15 protein-coding genes and 2 tRNA genes are annotated in these 17,846 nt (G+C 27.6%); 16 read left to right on the top strand and 1 reads right to left on the bottom strand.

The window, feature by feature from the left end:
- Positions 1-156: 156 nt before the first annotated feature.
- From BN899_RS16895 to BN899_RS16860, 9 genes are all read left to right on the top strand, one after another.
- Positions 157-1,818, top strand: a complete 1,662-nt coding sequence (locus BN899_RS16895) for a ribonuclease J (protein WP_042277904.1) — start codon at positions 157-159, stop codon at positions 1,816-1,818.
- Positions 1,819-1,995: 177 nt separating this feature from the next.
- The gene (locus BN899_RS16890) at positions 1,996-2,655 is read left to right on the top strand and encodes an ABC transporter ATP-binding protein (RefSeq protein ID WP_173399950.1); all 660 of its coding nucleotides are present in this window, start codon (positions 1,996-1,998) and stop codon (positions 2,653-2,655) included.
- A gap of 2 nt (positions 2,656-2,657) precedes the next feature.
- Positions 2,658-4,058, top strand: coding sequence for an ABC transporter permease (locus BN899_RS19980; RefSeq protein ID WP_242824225.1), 1,401 nt, complete (start codon positions 2,658-2,660; stop codon positions 4,056-4,058).
- A gap of 278 nt (positions 4,059-4,336) precedes the next feature.
- Complete coding sequence (locus tag BN899_RS19975; RefSeq protein ID WP_242824224.1) at positions 4,337-5,902, top strand: ABC transporter permease; 1,566 nt, start codon at positions 4,337-4,339, stop codon at positions 5,900-5,902.
- A 110-nt stretch (positions 5,903-6,012) separates the two neighbouring features.
- Complete coding sequence (locus BN899_RS16880) at positions 6,013-6,198, top strand: hypothetical protein (protein WP_042277900.1); 186 nt, start codon at positions 6,013-6,015, stop codon at positions 6,196-6,198.
- A gap of 335 nt (positions 6,199-6,533) precedes the next feature.
- Positions 6,534-8,042, top strand: a complete 1,509-nt coding sequence (locus tag BN899_RS16875) for a DUF1846 domain-containing protein (RefSeq protein ID WP_042277898.1) — start codon at positions 6,534-6,536, stop codon at positions 8,040-8,042.
- A gap of 256 nt (positions 8,043-8,298) precedes the next feature.
- Entirely contained in the window at positions 8,299-9,396 is a 1,098-nt protein-coding gene (dinB, locus tag BN899_RS16870) for a DNA polymerase IV (RefSeq protein WP_042277896.1), read from the top strand.
- A 189-nt stretch (positions 9,397-9,585) separates the two neighbouring features.
- Entirely contained in the window at positions 9,586-10,455 is an 870-nt protein-coding gene (locus tag BN899_RS16865; RefSeq protein WP_147568600.1) for a cation diffusion facilitator family transporter, read from the top strand.
- Positions 10,456-10,544: 89 nt separating this feature from the next.
- Positions 10,545-11,219: a copper homeostasis protein CutC gene (locus BN899_RS16860; RefSeq protein WP_042277891.1), complete on the top strand. Its 675-nt coding sequence runs from the start codon at positions 10,545-10,547 to the stop codon at positions 11,217-11,219.
- A gap of 35 nt (positions 11,220-11,254) precedes the next feature.
- On the opposite strand, the gene BN899_RS16855 is transcribed toward BN899_RS16860, so the two are convergent.
- Complete coding sequence (locus tag BN899_RS16855; RefSeq protein ID WP_042277889.1) at positions 11,255-11,899, bottom strand: Crp/Fnr family transcriptional regulator; 645 nt, start codon at positions 11,897-11,899, stop codon at positions 11,255-11,257.
- Positions 11,900-12,021: 122 nt separating this feature from the next.
- Between BN899_RS16855 and hcp the strand changes: the two genes are divergently transcribed.
- The 7 genes from hcp (at position 12,022) to BN899_RS16820 (ending at position 17,824) form a co-directional block, all read left to right on the top strand.
- A complete protein-coding gene (gene hcp, locus BN899_RS16850) occupies positions 12,022-13,740 on the top strand; it encodes a hydroxylamine reductase (protein ID WP_042277887.1) in 1,719 nt (572 codons plus the stop codon).
- A 203-nt stretch (positions 13,741-13,943) separates the two neighbouring features.
- A tRNA-Cys gene (locus tag BN899_RS16845) sits at positions 13,944-14,017 on the top strand.
- Between the two features lie 8 nt (positions 14,018-14,025).
- A tRNA-Thr gene (locus BN899_RS16840) sits at positions 14,026-14,100 on the top strand.
- A 245-nt stretch (positions 14,101-14,345) separates the two neighbouring features.
- Complete coding sequence (gene sfsA, locus BN899_RS16835; protein ID WP_042277885.1) at positions 14,346-15,041, top strand: DNA/RNA nuclease SfsA; 696 nt, start codon at positions 14,346-14,348, stop codon at positions 15,039-15,041.
- Between the two features lie 102 nt (positions 15,042-15,143).
- Positions 15,144-16,439, top strand: coding sequence for a 30S ribosomal protein S1 (locus tag BN899_RS16830; protein ID WP_242824223.1), 1,296 nt, complete (start codon positions 15,144-15,146; stop codon positions 16,437-16,439).
- Positions 16,440-16,512: 73 nt separating this feature from the next.
- Positions 16,513-17,229, top strand: a complete 717-nt coding sequence (locus tag BN899_RS16825; RefSeq protein WP_042277881.1) for a phosphatase — start codon at positions 16,513-16,515, stop codon at positions 17,227-17,229.
- A gap of 97 nt (positions 17,230-17,326) precedes the next feature.
- Positions 17,327-17,824, top strand: a complete 498-nt coding sequence (locus tag BN899_RS16820; protein ID WP_042277879.1) for a PaaI family thioesterase — start codon at positions 17,327-17,329, stop codon at positions 17,822-17,824.
- Positions 17,825-17,846 lie beyond the last annotated feature (22 nt).

The following is a 17,846-nucleotide window of genomic DNA, read 5'->3' as shown; positions in this document are numbered from 1 at the left end:
TCTCAAAAGATTATATTAAAAATGGAATTATTATACGTATTTAGAGAAAACTAATAATGATTAGTTATAAATAAAATAGATAACAAAGATCTATTTAAATTTGAAATATGATAATAGTTTATATAAATAAAATAATCATAAAGGAGAGGTATTTATATGGAAAATAGTAAGCTAAGGATAATTCCTCTAGGAGGCCTTGGAGAAATAGGAAAAAATATTACTGCTATAGAATATGATGATGAAATTATAGTAATTGATTGTGGAATATCATTTCCAGATGAAGATATGTATGGAGTAGATTTAGTAATACCTGATGTAAAATATTTACTGGATAAAAAAGATAAAATAAAAGGTTTATTTTTAACACATGGTCACGAAGATCATATAGGTGCAATTCCATATATATTAAAGCAAATAAATATGCCTGTATATGGAACAAAGCTTACATTAGGTCTAGTAGAAAATAAATTAAAAGAACATAATATCTTAGATATATGTGATTTGAAATCTGTAAAATCAGGAGAAAAAATTAAATTAGAAAACTTAAAAATTGAATTTATAAAAGTAACTCATAGTATTGCAGATGCATGCGCCTTAGCTATACATACTCCAATAGGTGTTATATTACATACAGGAGATTTTAAGATAGATTATACACCAATAGATGGAAGAGTTACTGATTTAAGTAGAATGGCTACTTTAGGTAAAAAAGGAGTACTACTGTTAATGGCAGATAGTACGAATGTTGAAAGAAAAGGCCATTCGCTATCAGAAAAAACTATAGGTGAAGCTTTGACTAGATTATTTTCAAATGCAAAAGGTAGAGTTATAGTCGCTACTTTTGCATCAAATATTCATAGAATGCAGCAAATTGCAAATGCTTCAGTTACACATAATAGAAAAGTAGCTTTTAGCGGAAGAAGTATGGAAAATATATCTCAAGTTGCTATAGATTTAGGATACCTTCATATACCACCAGAAAATATAATAGATATAGATGAAATCAATAATTATCCACATGAAAATATAACTATAATAACAACGGGAAGTCAAGGAGAACCTATGGCTGGACTTTCTAGAATAGCATATGGATCTCATAGAAAAATATTAATAGAAAGAGATGATTTATTTATTATATCAGCATCCCCAATACCTGGAAATGATAAATTGGTGTCTAGAGTTATAAATCAATTATTTAGAAAAGGTGTAGAGGTTATATATGAAGACTTAGAAGAAATACATGTATCAGGACATGCTTATCAAGAAGAATTAAAATTAATTCATACATTAGTTAAGCCAAAATATTTTATGCCTGTTCATGGTGAATATAGACATCTAAAACATCATAGTGATTTAGCTATAAAGCTAGGAATGAAACCCTCAAATGTGTTTACATTAGAAACAGGACAAGTTCTTGAAATATCAAAAGAAGGGGCAAATAAAGCTAAAAAAGTTCACACAGGCGTAGTATTTGTAGATGGACTTGGAGTCGGAGATGTAGGGAATATTGTACTAAGAGATAGAAGAGATTTAGCAAGAGATGGTATGGTTACTATTGTTGTAGCTATAAATAGACAAGATTATAGTATAGTTTCTGGTCCAGATATAATAACTAGAGGTTTTATATATGCAAGAGAGTCAGAAGATTTAATAAATAAAATAAAAGAAGTAGCTAAAAGTGAAATAGAAGAATGTTTAGAAAAACAGATTTTAGAGTGGCAAGTATTAAAAATTCATGTAAAAAAATCAGTAGAACATCTTCTATATGATAAAACAAAAAGAAGACCAAGTGTATTTACTATAATAATGGAAGTATAAATATTAAGGGAGATAATTATAAAAATTATCTCCTTTAATATTTTTCTAATAAAATAATCAGAAAAGAAATAGAATGATTTACTTATGATATAATATACTAAATTAAATTTAAATAAGAATAGAGGGGAACAAGTGAGCAAATTTATTGAATTTAAAAATGTTAAGAAGATATATAAAATGGGAGAAGTTGAAATAAGCGCATTAAGTGGAGTAGATTTTTCTATAGATAAAGGTGAGTTTGTAGTAGTTGCGGGTGCTAGTGGTGCTGGTAAAAGTACAATTTTAAATATTTTAGGTGGAATGGATAGTTCTAGTAGTGGAGAAGTAATAGTAAATAGTAAAAAAATAAATAATTTTTCAAATAAAGATTTAATAACATATAGAAGATTTGATATAGGATTTGTTTTTCAATTTTATAATTTAGTTCAAAATTTAACTGCACGTGAAAACGTTGAACTAGCAACGCAGATTTGTAAAGATCCACTTGATATAGATGAAATTATGAAGGCTGTTGGTCTAGAAAATAGAAAAGTAAATTTTCCAGCTCAATTATCTGGAGGAGAACAGCAAAGAGTTGCAATAGCAAGGGCACTTGCTAAAAATCCAAAATTATTATTATGTGATGAGCCAACAGGAGCACTAGACTATAATACAGGAAAATCAATTCTTAAATTACTACAAGATACATGTAGAAAGATGGGGATGACAGTTATAATAATTACACATAATTTAGCTTTAACTCCTATGGGTGATAAAGTAATAAAAGTTAAAAATGGTAAGATAGAAAGCGTTACTATTAATGAAAATCCGGTTGAAGTAGAAAGGATTGAGTGGTAGTAATGAAAAGTATTTTAAATAAAGACATTATAATGGATATAAAAAAATCTAAAGGTAGATTTTTATCCATATTATTTATAGTAGCATTGGGAGTTGCATTCTTCTCAGGAATAAAAGTTTCTCCAACAGTTATGAAAAATACATCAGATAAGTATTATGATGATTATAATCTTATGGATATAAAACTTATATCTACATTAGGGCTTACTGATGATGATGTATCTGAGATAAAAAAGATTAAAGGTGTTAAAGGAATTTTTCCTACATACTCTATTGATGTTTTGACAGAGTATAAATCTAATCAACAAGTTTTAAAAGTACACTCATTAGAATTAAATAATATAAAAAATAATAATGATGATTATATAAATAGAGTAAAACTTGTTGAAGGAAGATTGCCACAAAAATCTGGAGAATGTGTAATAGAAAGAAGTAAGATAGAAAAATTAAAAATACCTCTAGGAACAAAGATAAATTTAAGTTCAGGAACTGATGAAAATCTTAGTGATAGTCTAAAAAAATCAGAATATACAGTAGTTGGATATATTGAAACACCGTATTATCTTTCTTATGAAAAAGGAAGTAGTAGTATAGGAAGTGGAACTATAAACAAAGTAGTAATGATTCCACAAGAAGATTTTAAGATGGATGCATATACAGAAGCCTTTTTAACAGTAGATGGTGCTAAAGAAGAAGACTCTTACAGCGATAAGTACTTTGATAAGGTAAATAATGTAACTGATAAATTAGATAATATATCAAAATTTAGAATAGATAAAAGATACAATGAAGTAATTAATGTAGCAAATGAAGAACTTCAAAAAGGTAAAAAAGAATTTGAAGATAAAAAAAATGAAGTAAACAATGAATTAAAAAAAGCTGAAAATGATATAAATACATATAGTAAACAAATAGAAAGTGGAGAAAATCAGTTAAAAAATAAAAAGAATGAAGTAGCTCTACAAATATCAAATGGAAAGAAACAAATAAGTTTAGGAGAAAAAGAGCTTAAAGATGGATACAAGCAATATGAAAATCATTTAAAGGAATTTAGCGACAACAAAAATTTAGCTCAACAAGGTTTCATAGATGCACAGAATAAGTTAGAAGAATTAAATAATCAAATAAATTATTTAAACAATGTAAATTCATCATTAGAGGAAAAATTAAATCAAGAAAACTTAAGTGAAGAAGAAAAAAATAATTTTACTCAAGAATTAAATAAAAATAATTTAGTATTACAGAATTTAAGCAGTTCATATAAAAGTGGAATAAATGAATTAGAAAATAAAAAGCAACAGTTTAAAGGTATAGAAAATAAACTTTCAAGTACTAAAGTTACATTAGATAATAATAAAGAAAATTATCTAATGAAAAAGAAAACTTATAAGTATGGAATCTAAATCAAAACTAGAATTTGATAAAGCTGAAGATGAATTAAAAAAACAAAAGCAAAAGATAGAAGAAGCAAAAGAAAATTAAATGAATCTAAAATAAAAGCAAATGATGAATTAGCAAAGGCTGAGAAAAAGATAAAAGATTCAGAAGATGAAATAAAAAAATAGAAAAGCCTCAGTGGTACATTCTAGATAGAAATAGTCATTATTCTTACGCAGAATATGCAGGATGTGCGAATAGTATAGACGCTCTAGCAAAGATATTTCCGGTATTTTTCTTTTCAGTGGCAGCATTAGTATGCTTAACTACTATGACTAGAATGGTAGATGAACAAAGAATAAATATAGGTACGCTAAAGGGCTTAGGGTATACAACAGGACAAATAGCTAAAAAATATATATTATATGCATTAATTGCAAGTCTTTTAGGTAGTATTTTAGGACTGATGATAGGATATACGGTATTTCCTATAATAGTATTTAACTCTTATGGAATAATGTACACATTGCCACCTGTAGATTTAGTATTTGATGTAAAATTAGCAGTAGGAGTAACTTTAACGGCAGTACTTATAACTACTGTAGCTGCATACTCAGCATGTTTCAAAGAACTTAGAGAAACACCATCAGTTTTAATGAGACCAAGAGCACCTAAAAATGGAAAGAGAATAATGTTAGAAAAAATTCCGTTTATATGGAATAAAATAGGGTTTATAGGTAAAGTAACTATAAGAAATATATTTAGATATAAAAAGAGATTTTTAATGACAGTCCTTGGTATTTCAGGATGCAGTGCTTTAATACTAACAGGTCTTGGAATACAGGATTCTATACAAATGATAGTAGATGGCCAGTATGGAAGCATATTTAAATATGATATGAGTGTAATATTAGATAATAATATAAAAAATAGCGAATTAACAGATATAGAAAAATATATAAAAGAAGAAAATGCTATATCAGATTATCAATTTGTAAACAATCAAAATGGTAAAATATCTTTAGGTAAAGAAGAAAAATCTATAAATATAGTCATACCTAAAAATACTGATGAATTTAAAAATTTTGTAGGACTTAAAGATAGAAAATCACAAAAGCCAATAGAACTAGACAATAAAGGAATTGTACTAAGTGAAAAAGTAGCTAGAGATTTAAATATAAAAGCAGGGGATAGTATAAAACTTTTAAATAGTAAAGATAAAAAAGCCGAAGTTAAAGTATCAGGTATAACTGAAAATTACATATCACATTATGCTTATATGTCTAAAGAATACTATAAAGAAGTATTTAAAAGAGATATAGATTATAATAGAGTGCTTGGAATTTTAAATAATAAATCAAAGTCAGTAGAAGATAGTATTTCAAAAAGACTTATAGGTGAACCTGGTGTAAATGGAGTAAGTTTTAATACTGGTCTTAAGGAAAATTTTGAAGATACAATAAAAAACCTAAACTATGTAGTTTTAATAATGACTGTATCAGCAGGAGCATTAGCATTTGTTGTATTATATAATCTTACAAATGTAAATATTTCAGAGAGAATAAGAGAAATTGCAACTATAAAAGTTTTAGGATTTTATGATAATGAAGTTTCAGCATATATTTATAGAGAAAATATAATACTTACTGTAATCGGTACTATAGTTGGATTAGGAATAGGAAAATTATTACACCAATTTATAATGGTAACTGTAGAAATAGAAAGTATGATGTTTGGTAGAATTATAGAAAGTAGTAGTTATATAATTGCAGGTCTGCTTACAATTATGCTAGGATTGATAGTTAACCTTGCAATGTACTATAAACTAAAGAATGTAGAAATGGTAGAGTCATTAAAATCTGTAGATTAAAACTATAAATTTTTTATATTTTAAAAAAGTAATGTCAAAAATCAAAAAACTCTCATAGTATAAATCAGGAGTAAAACTCCAAAGAATTAAATACAACAGGGGGTAGCAAAATGTTAGACAGATTATTTGGCGGATGTGATTGTGCAGGAGGTATATGGATAATAGTATTATTCTTCTTATTCTTAGTATTCCAAGATACATGGGCAGAATTTGATATATGTGATTGGATACCATTCTTAATATTATTATTAATAGTTTGTGGAATGGGTGGTATATTTGACGACGGTTGTTGTTAATAATTAAAGGAAGTAGACTGCATAATAGCAGTCTACTTTTTTATATAAGGAAATTAGATTTTATATGATTTATAAATAAATAAAACTTACGATTAATAAACTTTAGTGATAGACCTGGTTTGTAGGCGTTTTTACATATGAATATATCGGATTTTTAGTCAAAATCGTCTTGAAATATAACTAGCTTAAATGTATAATAGAGTCTTAAAGTGAAAAAATAATTGAAAAAAATACCGGTAGAGTGTTAAGTAAATTATAGGAATTTTAACTTTAAACCAATAAAATAAATATAAATATACGGTTAACAAAACAAAATAATTTAGTGAGGTGGAAATATGAAAATAGGATTTGATCATAAGAAGTATTTAGAAGAACAATCTAAGTACATATTAGAAAGAGTTAATAACTTTGACAAGTTATATCTAGAATTCGGTGGAAAACTAATAGGTGACTTACATGCGAAAAGAATTTTACCAGGATTTGATGAAAATGCAAAAATAAAAGTTTTACAACATATGAAAGAGTCAGTTGAAATTGTTATATGTGTTTATGCAGGAGATATAGAACGAAATAAAATAAGAGGAGATTACGGAATAACTTATGACATGGAAGTTCTAAGATTAATAGATGATTTAAGAGCTTATGAATTAGATGTAAATAGTGTAGTAATCACTAGATTTGAAGGACAACCTGCTACAACAGTATTTATAAATAAATTAGAGAGAATGGGTATAAAAGTTTATAAACATGCTCCAACTAAAGGATATCCAAGTGATGTTGATACAATAGTAAGTGATGAAGGATATGGAGCTAATCCATATATAGAAACTACTAAGCCTATAGTTGTAATGACAGCTCCAGGGCCAAACAGTGGAAAGCTTGGAACTTGTTTAAGTCAGTTATATCATGAAAATAAAAGAGGAAATAGTGTTGGGTACTCAAAGTTTGAAACTTTCCCAGTATGGAATTTACCACTTAAGCATCCAGTAAACATAGCTTATGAAGCTGCAACTGTTGATTTAAAAGATGTTAACATGATAGATTCATTCCATTTAGAAAAATATGGTGAAATGTCAGTAAACTATAATAGAGATTTAGAATTATTCCCAGTTCTTAAGAAAATAATAGAAAAAATAACAGGAAAAGAATCAATATTCCAATCACCAACAGATATGGGTGTTAATAGAGTAGGATTTGGTATAATAGATGATGAAGTAGTTAAAGAAGCTTCTAGACAAGAAATAATAAGAAGATACTTTAAGACTGCTTGTGAATACAAAAAAGGTCAATTTGATAAAGGTGCTTTTGATACTATTCAATTAATAATGAGTGAAGTAGGATTAAAGCCAGAAGATAGAAATGTAGTTAAGCCTGCTAGAGAATACAGCGCTAAGTTAAAAGAAACTGCTAGTAAGGATAATACTTGCCCAGTAGTAGCATTAGAATTAAATGATGGAACAATACTTACAGGTAAAGGTTCAAACTTAATGAATGCAACAGCAGCAGTTATATTAAATGCTATAAAATACTTAGCAAATATATCTGATGATATACATTTATTATCACCAGCGGTCGTTGAACCAATTGTAAATTTAAAAACTAAAACATTAGCAAGTAGAACGCCAGAGTTAAGTTGTGAAGAAGTTTTAACTACATTAAGTATATGTGCAGTTACAAATCCAACAGCTCATGCAGTTCTTGAAACATTACCTATGTTAAAAGGAGCACAAGCTCATTCAACAACTATATTAAGTAAGAATGATGAACAAACATTTAGAGAACTTGGAATAGATGTTACAAGTGATCCAGAATATCCATCAAGAAATCTTTACTATGCTAATTAATCAAAAATTAGCTTAGCTAATATCGCCAACGACTTCGTACGTTGCTAAAAAATAGAAAATATAAGACCATATTACAACGGATGTAGTATGGTCTTTCTTATATAAAATTATATAATCTTAAAAATAAATATAAATATACGGTTAACAAGTACGTAAGATAACTTAGTTCCTTGGAATACCTATTTTAAAGGTTTTTTGAAAATTTTGCAAGTTATTTTTTTAAAACTGGTAAAAAATATATAATAAGGTGATAATTATGGAGGAAAATAGAAAGATAATACATATAGATATGGACGCATTTTATGCATCTGTTGAACAAAGAGATAATAAAGAACTTAAGGGGAAACCTGTAATAGTTGGAGGAAATCCTCAAAGCAGAGGTGTAGTTGCAACATGTTCATATGAAGCTAGAAGTTATGGAATCCATTCAGCTATGCCAGCTAAAATAGCGTATAAAAGATGTCCTTATGCTTACTTTGTAAGGCCAAGATTTCATGTATACAAGCAAGTATCAGCTCAAATACGAGAAATATTTTATAGATATACAGATTTAGTAGAGCCACTTTCATTGGATGAAGCTTATTTAGATGTTACAAATAATAAATTAGATATAAAATATGCTACAGAGATTGCAAAAAGAATAAAAGAGGATATTTTAAAAGAAGTTGGATTAACATCTTCAGCAGGAGTTTCATATAATAAGTTTTTGGCTAAATTGGCATCTGACTATAAAAAACCTAATGGACTAACAGTAATAACTCCAGAAAATAAACAAGATTTTCTTGATAATCTACCTGTAAATAAATTTTTTGGAGTAGGAAAAGTAACTGAAAAGACACTTAGAAATTTAGGTGTAAATAATGGATATGATTTAAGGAAACTGGATTTAAATCAATTAGAAAATATATTTAAAAATAGAGGTTATATATTTTATCAGTTTGCAAGAGGGATTGACCACAGGCCAGTAGAGCCTCATAGAGAAAGAAAATCAGTAGGGGCAGAAACTACACTAGGAAGTAATTTAAGTATTGATGAAGAAGAAGTTGTAGATATACTAAGTGAAATTTGTGAAGAAGTTTCACACAGATTAGACTATTGTGATAAGCTTGGAAAAACTATAACTATAAAGATAAAGTATAGTGATTTTACTCAAATAACAAGAAGCTTAAGTCTGGAACACCCAGTATCTAATCATGAAGATATCAGAACAAATGTATATAATTTGTTCAATAATATAGAAGTTAGTGATAAGCAAATAAGGCTTTTAGGAGTGACTGTATCAAATTTAATTGATAAAAAAGATGAATGCACAAATATAACAATATTTGAATATATAGATAGTATAAAAAATTAATATAAAAAATATAATCACTTTTACTAAACAGGCAGTATTTATTATTTAGCCGGGCTTTTATGGCAGTGGAATTAAATCCATGGGATAGTTTTAATTTAAAACTCTTCCATGGATTTTTTAGATAATATGCAAATGAAATCTATTATTATAGGAAAGTGGATATTATTTTTAGGGGGGAAACTTATGGTAATTAATAATTATAAAAAAGTAAAGCAAGTTTTATGGATTATTTTATTTGCTAACTTTGCAGTATCTTTATTAAAAATTATTATAGGAATATCTATTAGAAGTACGAGTATGACAGCTGATGGTTTTCACTCATTCTCAGATGGAGCATCTAATATAGTTGGAATAATAGGAATAAGCATTGCATCAAAACCAAATGATAAAGAACACCCATATGGTCATAAAAAATTTGAAGTAATGGCAAGTTTATTTATAGGGGCGATGCTTGTTACTATGGCAGGTAAAATTATTTTTGATGCATTTTCAAGATTTCAAAATGTAGTAAAACCATATATAACAACAGAAAGTTTGCTAGTGTTAATTTTAACACTTTTAATAAATATATTTGTATGTACTTATGAAAATAAGGTAGGTAAAAAGTTAAATAGCTATATATTAGTATCTGATTCATTGCATACAAGAAGTGATATATTAGTATCCGTAGGAGTTTTATTTACTTTGATAGGAGTTAAGTTAGGATTACCAGCATGGATTGACCCAGTAGCATCTTTAATAGTTTCAGGAATTATAATTTATTCAGCATATGAAATATTTAAATCTTCAACAGGAGTACTAGTAGACCAAGCGATAGTAGAAGAAGAATATATAAAAAATATTGTAGAAGAATTCAGTGAAGTAAAAGGAATCCATAACATAAGAAGTAGGGGAAGCGAAAATGATATTCATATAGATATGCACGTAATGATAGAACCTGATATAAGTGTAGAACAATCTCATATACTATCTCATGAAATAGAAGGGAAAATACAAGAAAGAATAAATGAAAGTGCTCAAGTTATACTTCACATAGAGCCTTTTTACAAAAAAAATTAAATTATTTAATATATAAACTCTATAGATATATTAATATATTATAATATATAATCTAGATAAATACAAAAGAAGATGTATTAGGAGGAAATATGTTAGAGATAATAGGGATGACAGTAGAAGATGCTAAGATGATAGAGTATTGTGGGGCAGATAGAATAGAACTTGTAAGTGCATTGACAGAAGGTGGAGTAACACCTAGTTTTGGGCTTATAGAAGCAGTTGTAAATAGCGTAGAGATACCTGTGAATATTATGATAAGACATCATGCAAATAGCTTTGTTTATAGTAATGAAGATATTAATATAATGTTAAAAGATATTGATATAGTTAAAAATATTGGTGCAAATGGAGTTGTACTAGGTTTATTAGATAACTATAATAATATAGATGAAAATAACTTAAAATTATTACTAAGAGAGTGTGGGAATTTGGATGTAACCTTTCATAAGGCAATAGATGATACTGATTGTATAAAAAGCATAGATACATTAAATAATCATAGCCAAATAACAAATATATTAACATCTGGAGGAAAAGGAAACATACTTAATAATATAGATATAATAAAAGAGATGATATATAAATCAAATAATATAAATATACTTTTAGGTGGAGGGTTAAACTTTAACAATATTAATGAAATTAAAGAAAAAACTAATGCTAAAGATTATCACTTCGGTACGGCTGTAAGAGTCGATAAAAATCCATTCGGAAAAATAGATGAAGTTAAATTAAAAGAACTAGTAAAAATAATAAAAATCTAATATAGAAAATAAAATAAGAGGCATATATATGCCTCTTATTCCATTAATATGTCTTCTAGTGCATCTTTATCTAGTATTTTAATAAAATCTTTAGAATAGTCAATAAGACCTGAATTTTTCATATTAATAAGTTCTCTAGATAATGATGGCCTAGGTACTCCTAATATTTCAGATAACTTTTGCTTAGTCATATTTAGTTCAATAAATAAGCTATTTTGAATATTATATTCAGTAAGTAAAAAATTACTTAGTTTCTGGCGAATACTACTAAAAGATAAACCAGCTATTGATTTGTTAAGAGTAATTATTTTATTAGTTAATTCATTTAAGAACATACTTAAAAAATCAGGATGGTGAGTACAAAACTTTATAAAATCATTTTTACCAATAAACATAACCTCGCTATTACTAGCAGAGATAACGGTAGCAGGGTATCTATTTGTATCTGAAAAAGCAATTACTTCTCCGAATAAACGCCCAGGTCCAAATGAAGATAAATGAATTACAGTATTGCTTGTTAAAATTCTTTTAATATCAACATTGCCTTCTAAAACTAGTCCGACTTTTTCACATGGAGAACTTTCTAAAGCGATTATATCATTTTTTGAAAATTTAACTATTTTACAGTTATAATCTTTAAAAAAATCCATTATTTCATTTCTGGTTTTATTTTTAAACATAAAATCACCTATTAAAAAAATTTATTATATTTTGATATTGTAACATAGGTTACGGAAAATATATAGCATTTAAAACTATAATAAGTATATGAAATACACATTAAAAAATGGAGGATGAAAATATGGAAAATAAAATGTTTTGTTTTCAATGTCAAGAAACAGCAGGTTGCACAGGATGTACTAAATTTGGAGTATGTGGAAAATCACCAGATTTAGCTAGAATGCAAGACCTATTAATATATACAACAAAAGGATTATCAGAGGTTACTACAAGACTTAGATCAGAAGGTAAATTAATTAATCATGAAGTAAATCATTTAATAACAATAAACTTATTTACAACTATAACAAATGCAAACTTTGATGATGCAATATTCTACGAAAGAGTTAAGATGACATTATCTACTAAAGAAGAATTATTAGCTAAATTAAATAATAAAGAAAACTTATCAGAAGCTGCTTTATGGAATGCATCTTCAAATGCTGAGATGGATGTTAAAGTAGGGGTTTTAGCTAAATTAAAGAATGCAGTATTAGGAAGCGGTGAATCAGTTTCAATAGATTCAATATTAGATGAAAAATCAACAAAAGTAGGAGTTTTAGCTACTAAAGATGAAGATGTAAGAAGTTTAAGAGAACTTATAATATACGGATTAAAAGGTATGTCAGCTTATATGAAACATGCAAATGCTTTAGGATATGATGATGAAGCAATAAATGCATTCATGCAAAGTACTTTAGCTAAGACTCTAGATGATAACCTAACTATAGATGAATTAATAGCTTTAACTTTAGAAACAGGTAAAGTTGGAGTGGATGGTATGGCTTTACTTGATTCAGCTAACACAGGAACTTATGGAAACCCAGAAATAACTAAGGTTAACATAGGTGTTAGAAATAACCCAGGTATATTAGTATCAGGACATGACTTAAAAGATTTAGAATTATTATTAAAACAAACAGAAGGAACTGGAGTAGACGTATATACTCACTCTGAAATGTTACCAGCGCATTACTATCCAGCATTTAAGAAATATACTCATTTTGCAGGAAACTACGGAAATGCATGGTGGAAACAAAAAGAAGAGTTTGAAAGCTTCAATGGACCAATATTAATGACTACAAACTGTATAGTTCCTCCAAAAGATAGCTACAAAGATAGAATATATACTACAGGAGCTGCTGGATTTGTAGGAGTTAAACATATAAAAGGTGAAAGTGAAGATAATAAAGATTTCTCTGCTATAATAGAGCAAGCTAAAAAATGCCAAGCGCCTACAGAAATAGAAACAGGAGAAATAATAGGTGGATTTGCTCATAACCAAGTATTTGCATTAGCTGACCAAGTTGTAGATGCAGTTAAAACTGGTGCTATAAAGAAATTCTTTGTTATGGCAGGTTGTGATGGAAGAGCTAAATCAAGAAACTACTACACTGATTTTGCAAAAGCATTACCAAAAGATACAGTAATACTTACTGCAGGATGTGCTAAATACAAATATAATAAATTACCTTTAGGTGACATAAATGGTATACCTAGAGTATTAGATGCAGGACAATGTAATGATTCATACTCATTAGCTCTTATAGCATTAAAGCTTAAAGAAGTATTTGAATTACAAGATATAAACGAGCTTCCAATAGCATTTAATATAGCATGGTATGAGCAAAAAGCTGTAATAGTATTATTATCATTACTATACTTAGGAGTTAAAAATATACATTTAGGGCCAACATTACCAGCATTTTTATCTCCAAATGTAGCTAAAGTATTAGTTGAAAACTTCGGAATAGGTGGAATAAGCACTGTAGAAGATGATATAAAAATGTTCTTAGAATAATATAAGTAAATAGTAGGATAATATATATTATCCTACTATTTTTATATTCAATTATATAAATAAAAATAAAATAGTTTGCAAATACATGAATAAAATTATATAGATTTAAAGATAATATAAAAGCTACTTAATATAAAAAAATATTTTAAATTAATGGTTGCCAAATGATGGTAAAAATCATATAATTATAGTGTAGTAAACAAGGCGACATAGCCAAGTGGTAAGGCAGTGGACTGCAACTCCTTGATCCCCAGTTCGAATCTGGGTGTCGCCTCCAATAAATTTGCTGGTGTGGCTCAACGGTAGAGCAGCTGACTTGTAATCAGCAGGTTGTAGGTTCGATTCCTATCACCAGCTCCAATTATAATAACCTTAATCAATATTGATTAAGGTTATTTTTATATATTAAAAAATAAAAAATTACATTAAGTAAATATAATTTTAATCTTAAACGCTTATATGCAGAAAAAAATAGAGTATATTATAAAAGAAGAGGCATTTTAAATATTAGTAATTTGTAGATTGATTATCATATAAAACAGGTATAAATTTAAAAATATATATGGAATAACATAGTAATATAAAGATAAACTAAAGGAGTTAAAATGAAATATAACAATACAATAAAAGCAGAATTTATAGAAAGGCCCAATAGATTTATAGCCTATTGTAATGTATGCGGTAATACAGAAAAAGTACATGTTAAAAATACTGGAAGATGTAGAGAACTACTTACTCCAAATTGTACGGTATACCTAGAGGAAAGTGACAACCCAAATAGAAAAACAAAATACTCATTAATAGCAGTACAAAAAGGGGATAGATTAATAAATATGGACTCTCAAGCTCCTAACAAAGTAGTATATGAAGCATTAGTTAATAAATCAATAATATTACCAAATTTAGAGGAAGAAATTAAATTAATAAAAGCAGAAAAAACATATGGAAATTCAAGATTTGATATATACCTAGAAACTGAAAATAAGAAAGTATTTATAGAAATAAAAGGAGCTACTTTAGAAGAAGAAAATGTAGTAATGTTTCCGGACGCTAAAACAGAAAGAGGAGTAAAACATATCAACGAACTTATAAAAGCAAGCGAAGGAGGATATAAATGCTATGTTATATTTGTAGTTCAAATGGAGGATGTACTTTATTTTACACCTAATAAAAAAATGCATATAGAATTAGCAGATGCTTTAAAGATAGCAAATACGAAGGGTGTAGATGTATTAGCATACGATTGTACAGTAAATCCAGATTCAATAATTATAAAGGACGATGTAAAAGTTATATTATAAAATATAAAGGATAAAAAGTTTGATTTAAGTCATAGTAATGATATAAAATATTACAAGAAAAATTTAAGTATTTGAAATATTAATGGTATAATACTTATATGTATGATAATTAGAATGAAAGGATTGAAAGTCATGACGAATAACTTATCTATGCAAGAATTATTAGACCAACAAGAACAAGAATTTAGCAACGTTAAAGTTGGACAAACTATAACTGGAAAAATATCTAAAATAACTAATGAAGGTGTTGTTTTAGAATTAAACTACGGATTTGACGGAGTTATATCAACTGAAGAATTAAACCTTTTAAAAGGGCAATATGCTAGTGACGTATATAACGTAGGAGATGAAATAATTGCTATAATAAGCAAAGTTTATCATAAAGATGGAGTAATACATTTATCTAAATTACAATTAGATAAAAGAGCAGATTTAGAAAGTTTAGAAAAGGCTTACAAAGAACATAGAATAATAACTGTAAATGTAGAAAAGAACATTGAAAGAGGTGTATTTGCTACATATAATACACAATCATTATTCATACCAATATCTCAATTAGATACAAAATTTGTTAATGATACATCTAGCTATGTAGGTCTTAATTTAGAAGTTTACATAAAAGAAATGGATACTAAGAAAAATAGGCTAGTAGCTTCTCATAGAGAAGTATTACAAGAACGTATAGATATAGAAAGAGAAGAAAGAAGAGTTAGAATACAAGCTGAAAAAGAAGAAGCAAAAGCGAAAGCTAAGGCAGATAGAGAAGCTTACAGAGCTAAAGTTAAAGCTGAGAAAGAAGCATTATTTAATTCTTTAGAAGTAGGACAAAAAAGAGAAGGTAAAGTTACAAAACTAATGCCTTATGGAGCGTTTGTTGATATCGGTGGTCTTGAAGGTTTAGTTCATCTAAATAACTTATCTTGGACAAGAGTTGAGTCAGTAGAAGATATGTTAAGCGAAGGACAAGAAGTAGAAGTTTATGTATTAGATGTTGATGCTGAAACTAAAAAGATTGCATTAGCTTTAAAAGACATAAATAATGATCCATGGGATTTAATAAAAGAAGAAGTGCAATTAGATGATATAGTTACAGGTACAGTAGTTAGAATAATTGAAAAAGGTGCCTTTGTACAAATAAGAGAAGGTGTAGAAGCATTCTTACCTATATCTGAATTAAGTGAAGAAAGGGTTATGAAAGTTACTAATATTGTTAATGTTTCAGATGAAGTTAACGTTATGGTAATTGACTTTAAGCCAAAGAATAAGAGAATGGTAGTATCAATAAAGGAAGTTACAAGAGAGCCTGAAGAAGATATAAGTGAATACTTAGAAGTAGAGGATTCTTTAGGAAGTCTTGGGGATTTATTCAAAGATAAATTTAAAGATTTAAAATTTTAATAGTAAATATAAGTAAGCCATGTTTTAAAAATATGGCTTATTTTTAAAATGATAATTTAGAGGAGATATATATATGAAAGCTTTAATTGATTTACATACACATACTATAGTTAGCGGTCATGCTTATAGCACAGTACAAGAGAATATAGCAGAGGCTAAAAAAGTAGGATTAAAATATTTAGGACTTTCAGAACATGCACCTACTATGCCAGGGGGACCTCATCCGTTTTATTTTCACAATATGCATGTTATACCGAGAGAAGTAGATGGAGTTAAAATACTTAGGGGTATTGAGGCAAATATTATCGATTATAATGGAAACACAGATGTTGAAGAAGATTTATTAACTCATATAGATTATATGATAGCTAGTTTACATAATCCATGCTTAGTAGCAGGATCGAAAGAAGAAAATACTAATACGATACTAAAAGTAATGGACCATCCAAAGATTAAAATAATAGGCCATTTAGATGATAATAGATATAAAGTTGATTATGAAATTATAGTAAAAAAAGCTAAAGAAAAAAATATTTTACTAGAAATTAATAATTCATCATTAAAACCAAATACTTTTAGACAAGGTGCATGGGAAAATATAACTATTATGCTTGGACTTTGTAAAAAATATGGTGTAAGAATCGTGCTTGGAAGTGATGCACATATATCTTATGATGTAGGGAAATTTCCTTATTCACAAAAAATTATATCTGATTTAGATTTTCCAAATGAATTAGTTATAAATTACAATGATGAAGAGATAGTAGAATTTTTCGGAATTAATTTTTAATTAAAAAGTGATAAATTTAAACTTATCGCCTTTTATAGTTAATGTAAAGTTTATCATTAATATTAAATAACTTTAAAATATATAGGGAGTACTAACGTTGAAATATAAAGTAGTTAAAAAACAAAATAATAGTAAAAGATGTATAGTATGTGGTGTAGAAAATGAACTTGGGCTTAAAACATCTTTTTATGAATTAGAAAATAATGAACTAGTAGCGATATGTAATACAAAAGATTGGCATCAAAGTTATCCTGGTAGAGTACATGGAGGTATGTCAGCAGCATTACTTGATGAAACTATAGGAAGAGCAGTAAGTATAAGCGATGATACTATTTGGGGCGTTACTGTATCATTAGAACTTAAATATAAAAAGCCAGTTCCAACAGATACTGAAATAAAAATAGTTGGTAGAATAACTAAAGAAAATAGAAAGTTATTTGAAGGTAGCGGAGAGATAATTCTCCCAAATGGAGAAGTTGCAGTAACTGCAACAGGCAAGTATATGAAGATGCCAATAGAAAAAATAGCAGATGATAGTTTTAATGATGATGAATGGTTTGAAGAAAAACCTGATTTAGAATACATAGAAATATAAAAAAATGAGATACCAATATATT

It is taken from the genome of Faecalimicrobium dakarense, from assembly GCF_000499525.1.
In the GTDB taxonomy this organism is placed as follows: domain Bacteria; phylum Bacillota; class Clostridia; order Peptostreptococcales; family Peptostreptococcaceae; genus Faecalimicrobium; species Faecalimicrobium dakarense.
The sequence above is the reverse complement of the archived record's forward strand: the minus strand, read 5'-3'. Positions and strand labels throughout refer to the sequence as shown.

Coding starts and splice junctions, on each gene's coding strand:
- BN899_RS16895 (WP_042277904.1), top strand. CDS start 157: ATGGAAAATAGTAAGCTAAGGATAATTCCTCTAGGAGGCCTTGGAGAA.
- BN899_RS16890 (WP_173399950.1), top strand. CDS start 1,996: ATGGGAGAAGTTGAAATAAGCGCATTAAGTGGAGTAGATTTTTCTATA.
- BN899_RS19980 (WP_242824225.1), top strand. CDS start 2,658: ATGAAAAGTATTTTAAATAAAGACATTATAATGGATATAAAAAAATCT.
- BN899_RS16880 (WP_042277900.1), top strand. CDS start 6,013: ATGTTAGACAGATTATTTGGCGGATGTGATTGTGCAGGAGGTATATGG.
- BN899_RS16875 (WP_042277898.1), top strand. CDS start 6,534: ATGAAAATAGGATTTGATCATAAGAAGTATTTAGAAGAACAATCTAAG.
- dinB (WP_042277896.1), top strand. CDS start 8,299: ATGGAGGAAAATAGAAAGATAATACATATAGATATGGACGCATTTTAT.
- BN899_RS16860 (WP_042277891.1), top strand. CDS start 10,545: ATGTTAGAGATAATAGGGATGACAGTAGAAGATGCTAAGATGATAGAG.
- BN899_RS16855 (WP_042277889.1), bottom strand. CDS start 11,899: ATGTTTAAAAATAAAACCAGAAATGAAATAATGGATTTTTTTAAAGAT.
- hcp (WP_042277887.1), top strand. CDS start 12,022: ATGGAAAATAAAATGTTTTGTTTTCAATGTCAAGAAACAGCAGGTTGC.
- sfsA (WP_042277885.1), top strand. CDS start 14,346: ATGAAATATAACAATACAATAAAAGCAGAATTTATAGAAAGGCCCAAT.
- BN899_RS16830 (WP_242824223.1), top strand. CDS start 15,144: ATGATAATTAGAATGAAAGGATTGAAAGTCATGACGAATAACTTATCT.
- BN899_RS16825 (WP_042277881.1), top strand. CDS start 16,513: ATGAAAGCTTTAATTGATTTACATACACATACTATAGTTAGCGGTCAT.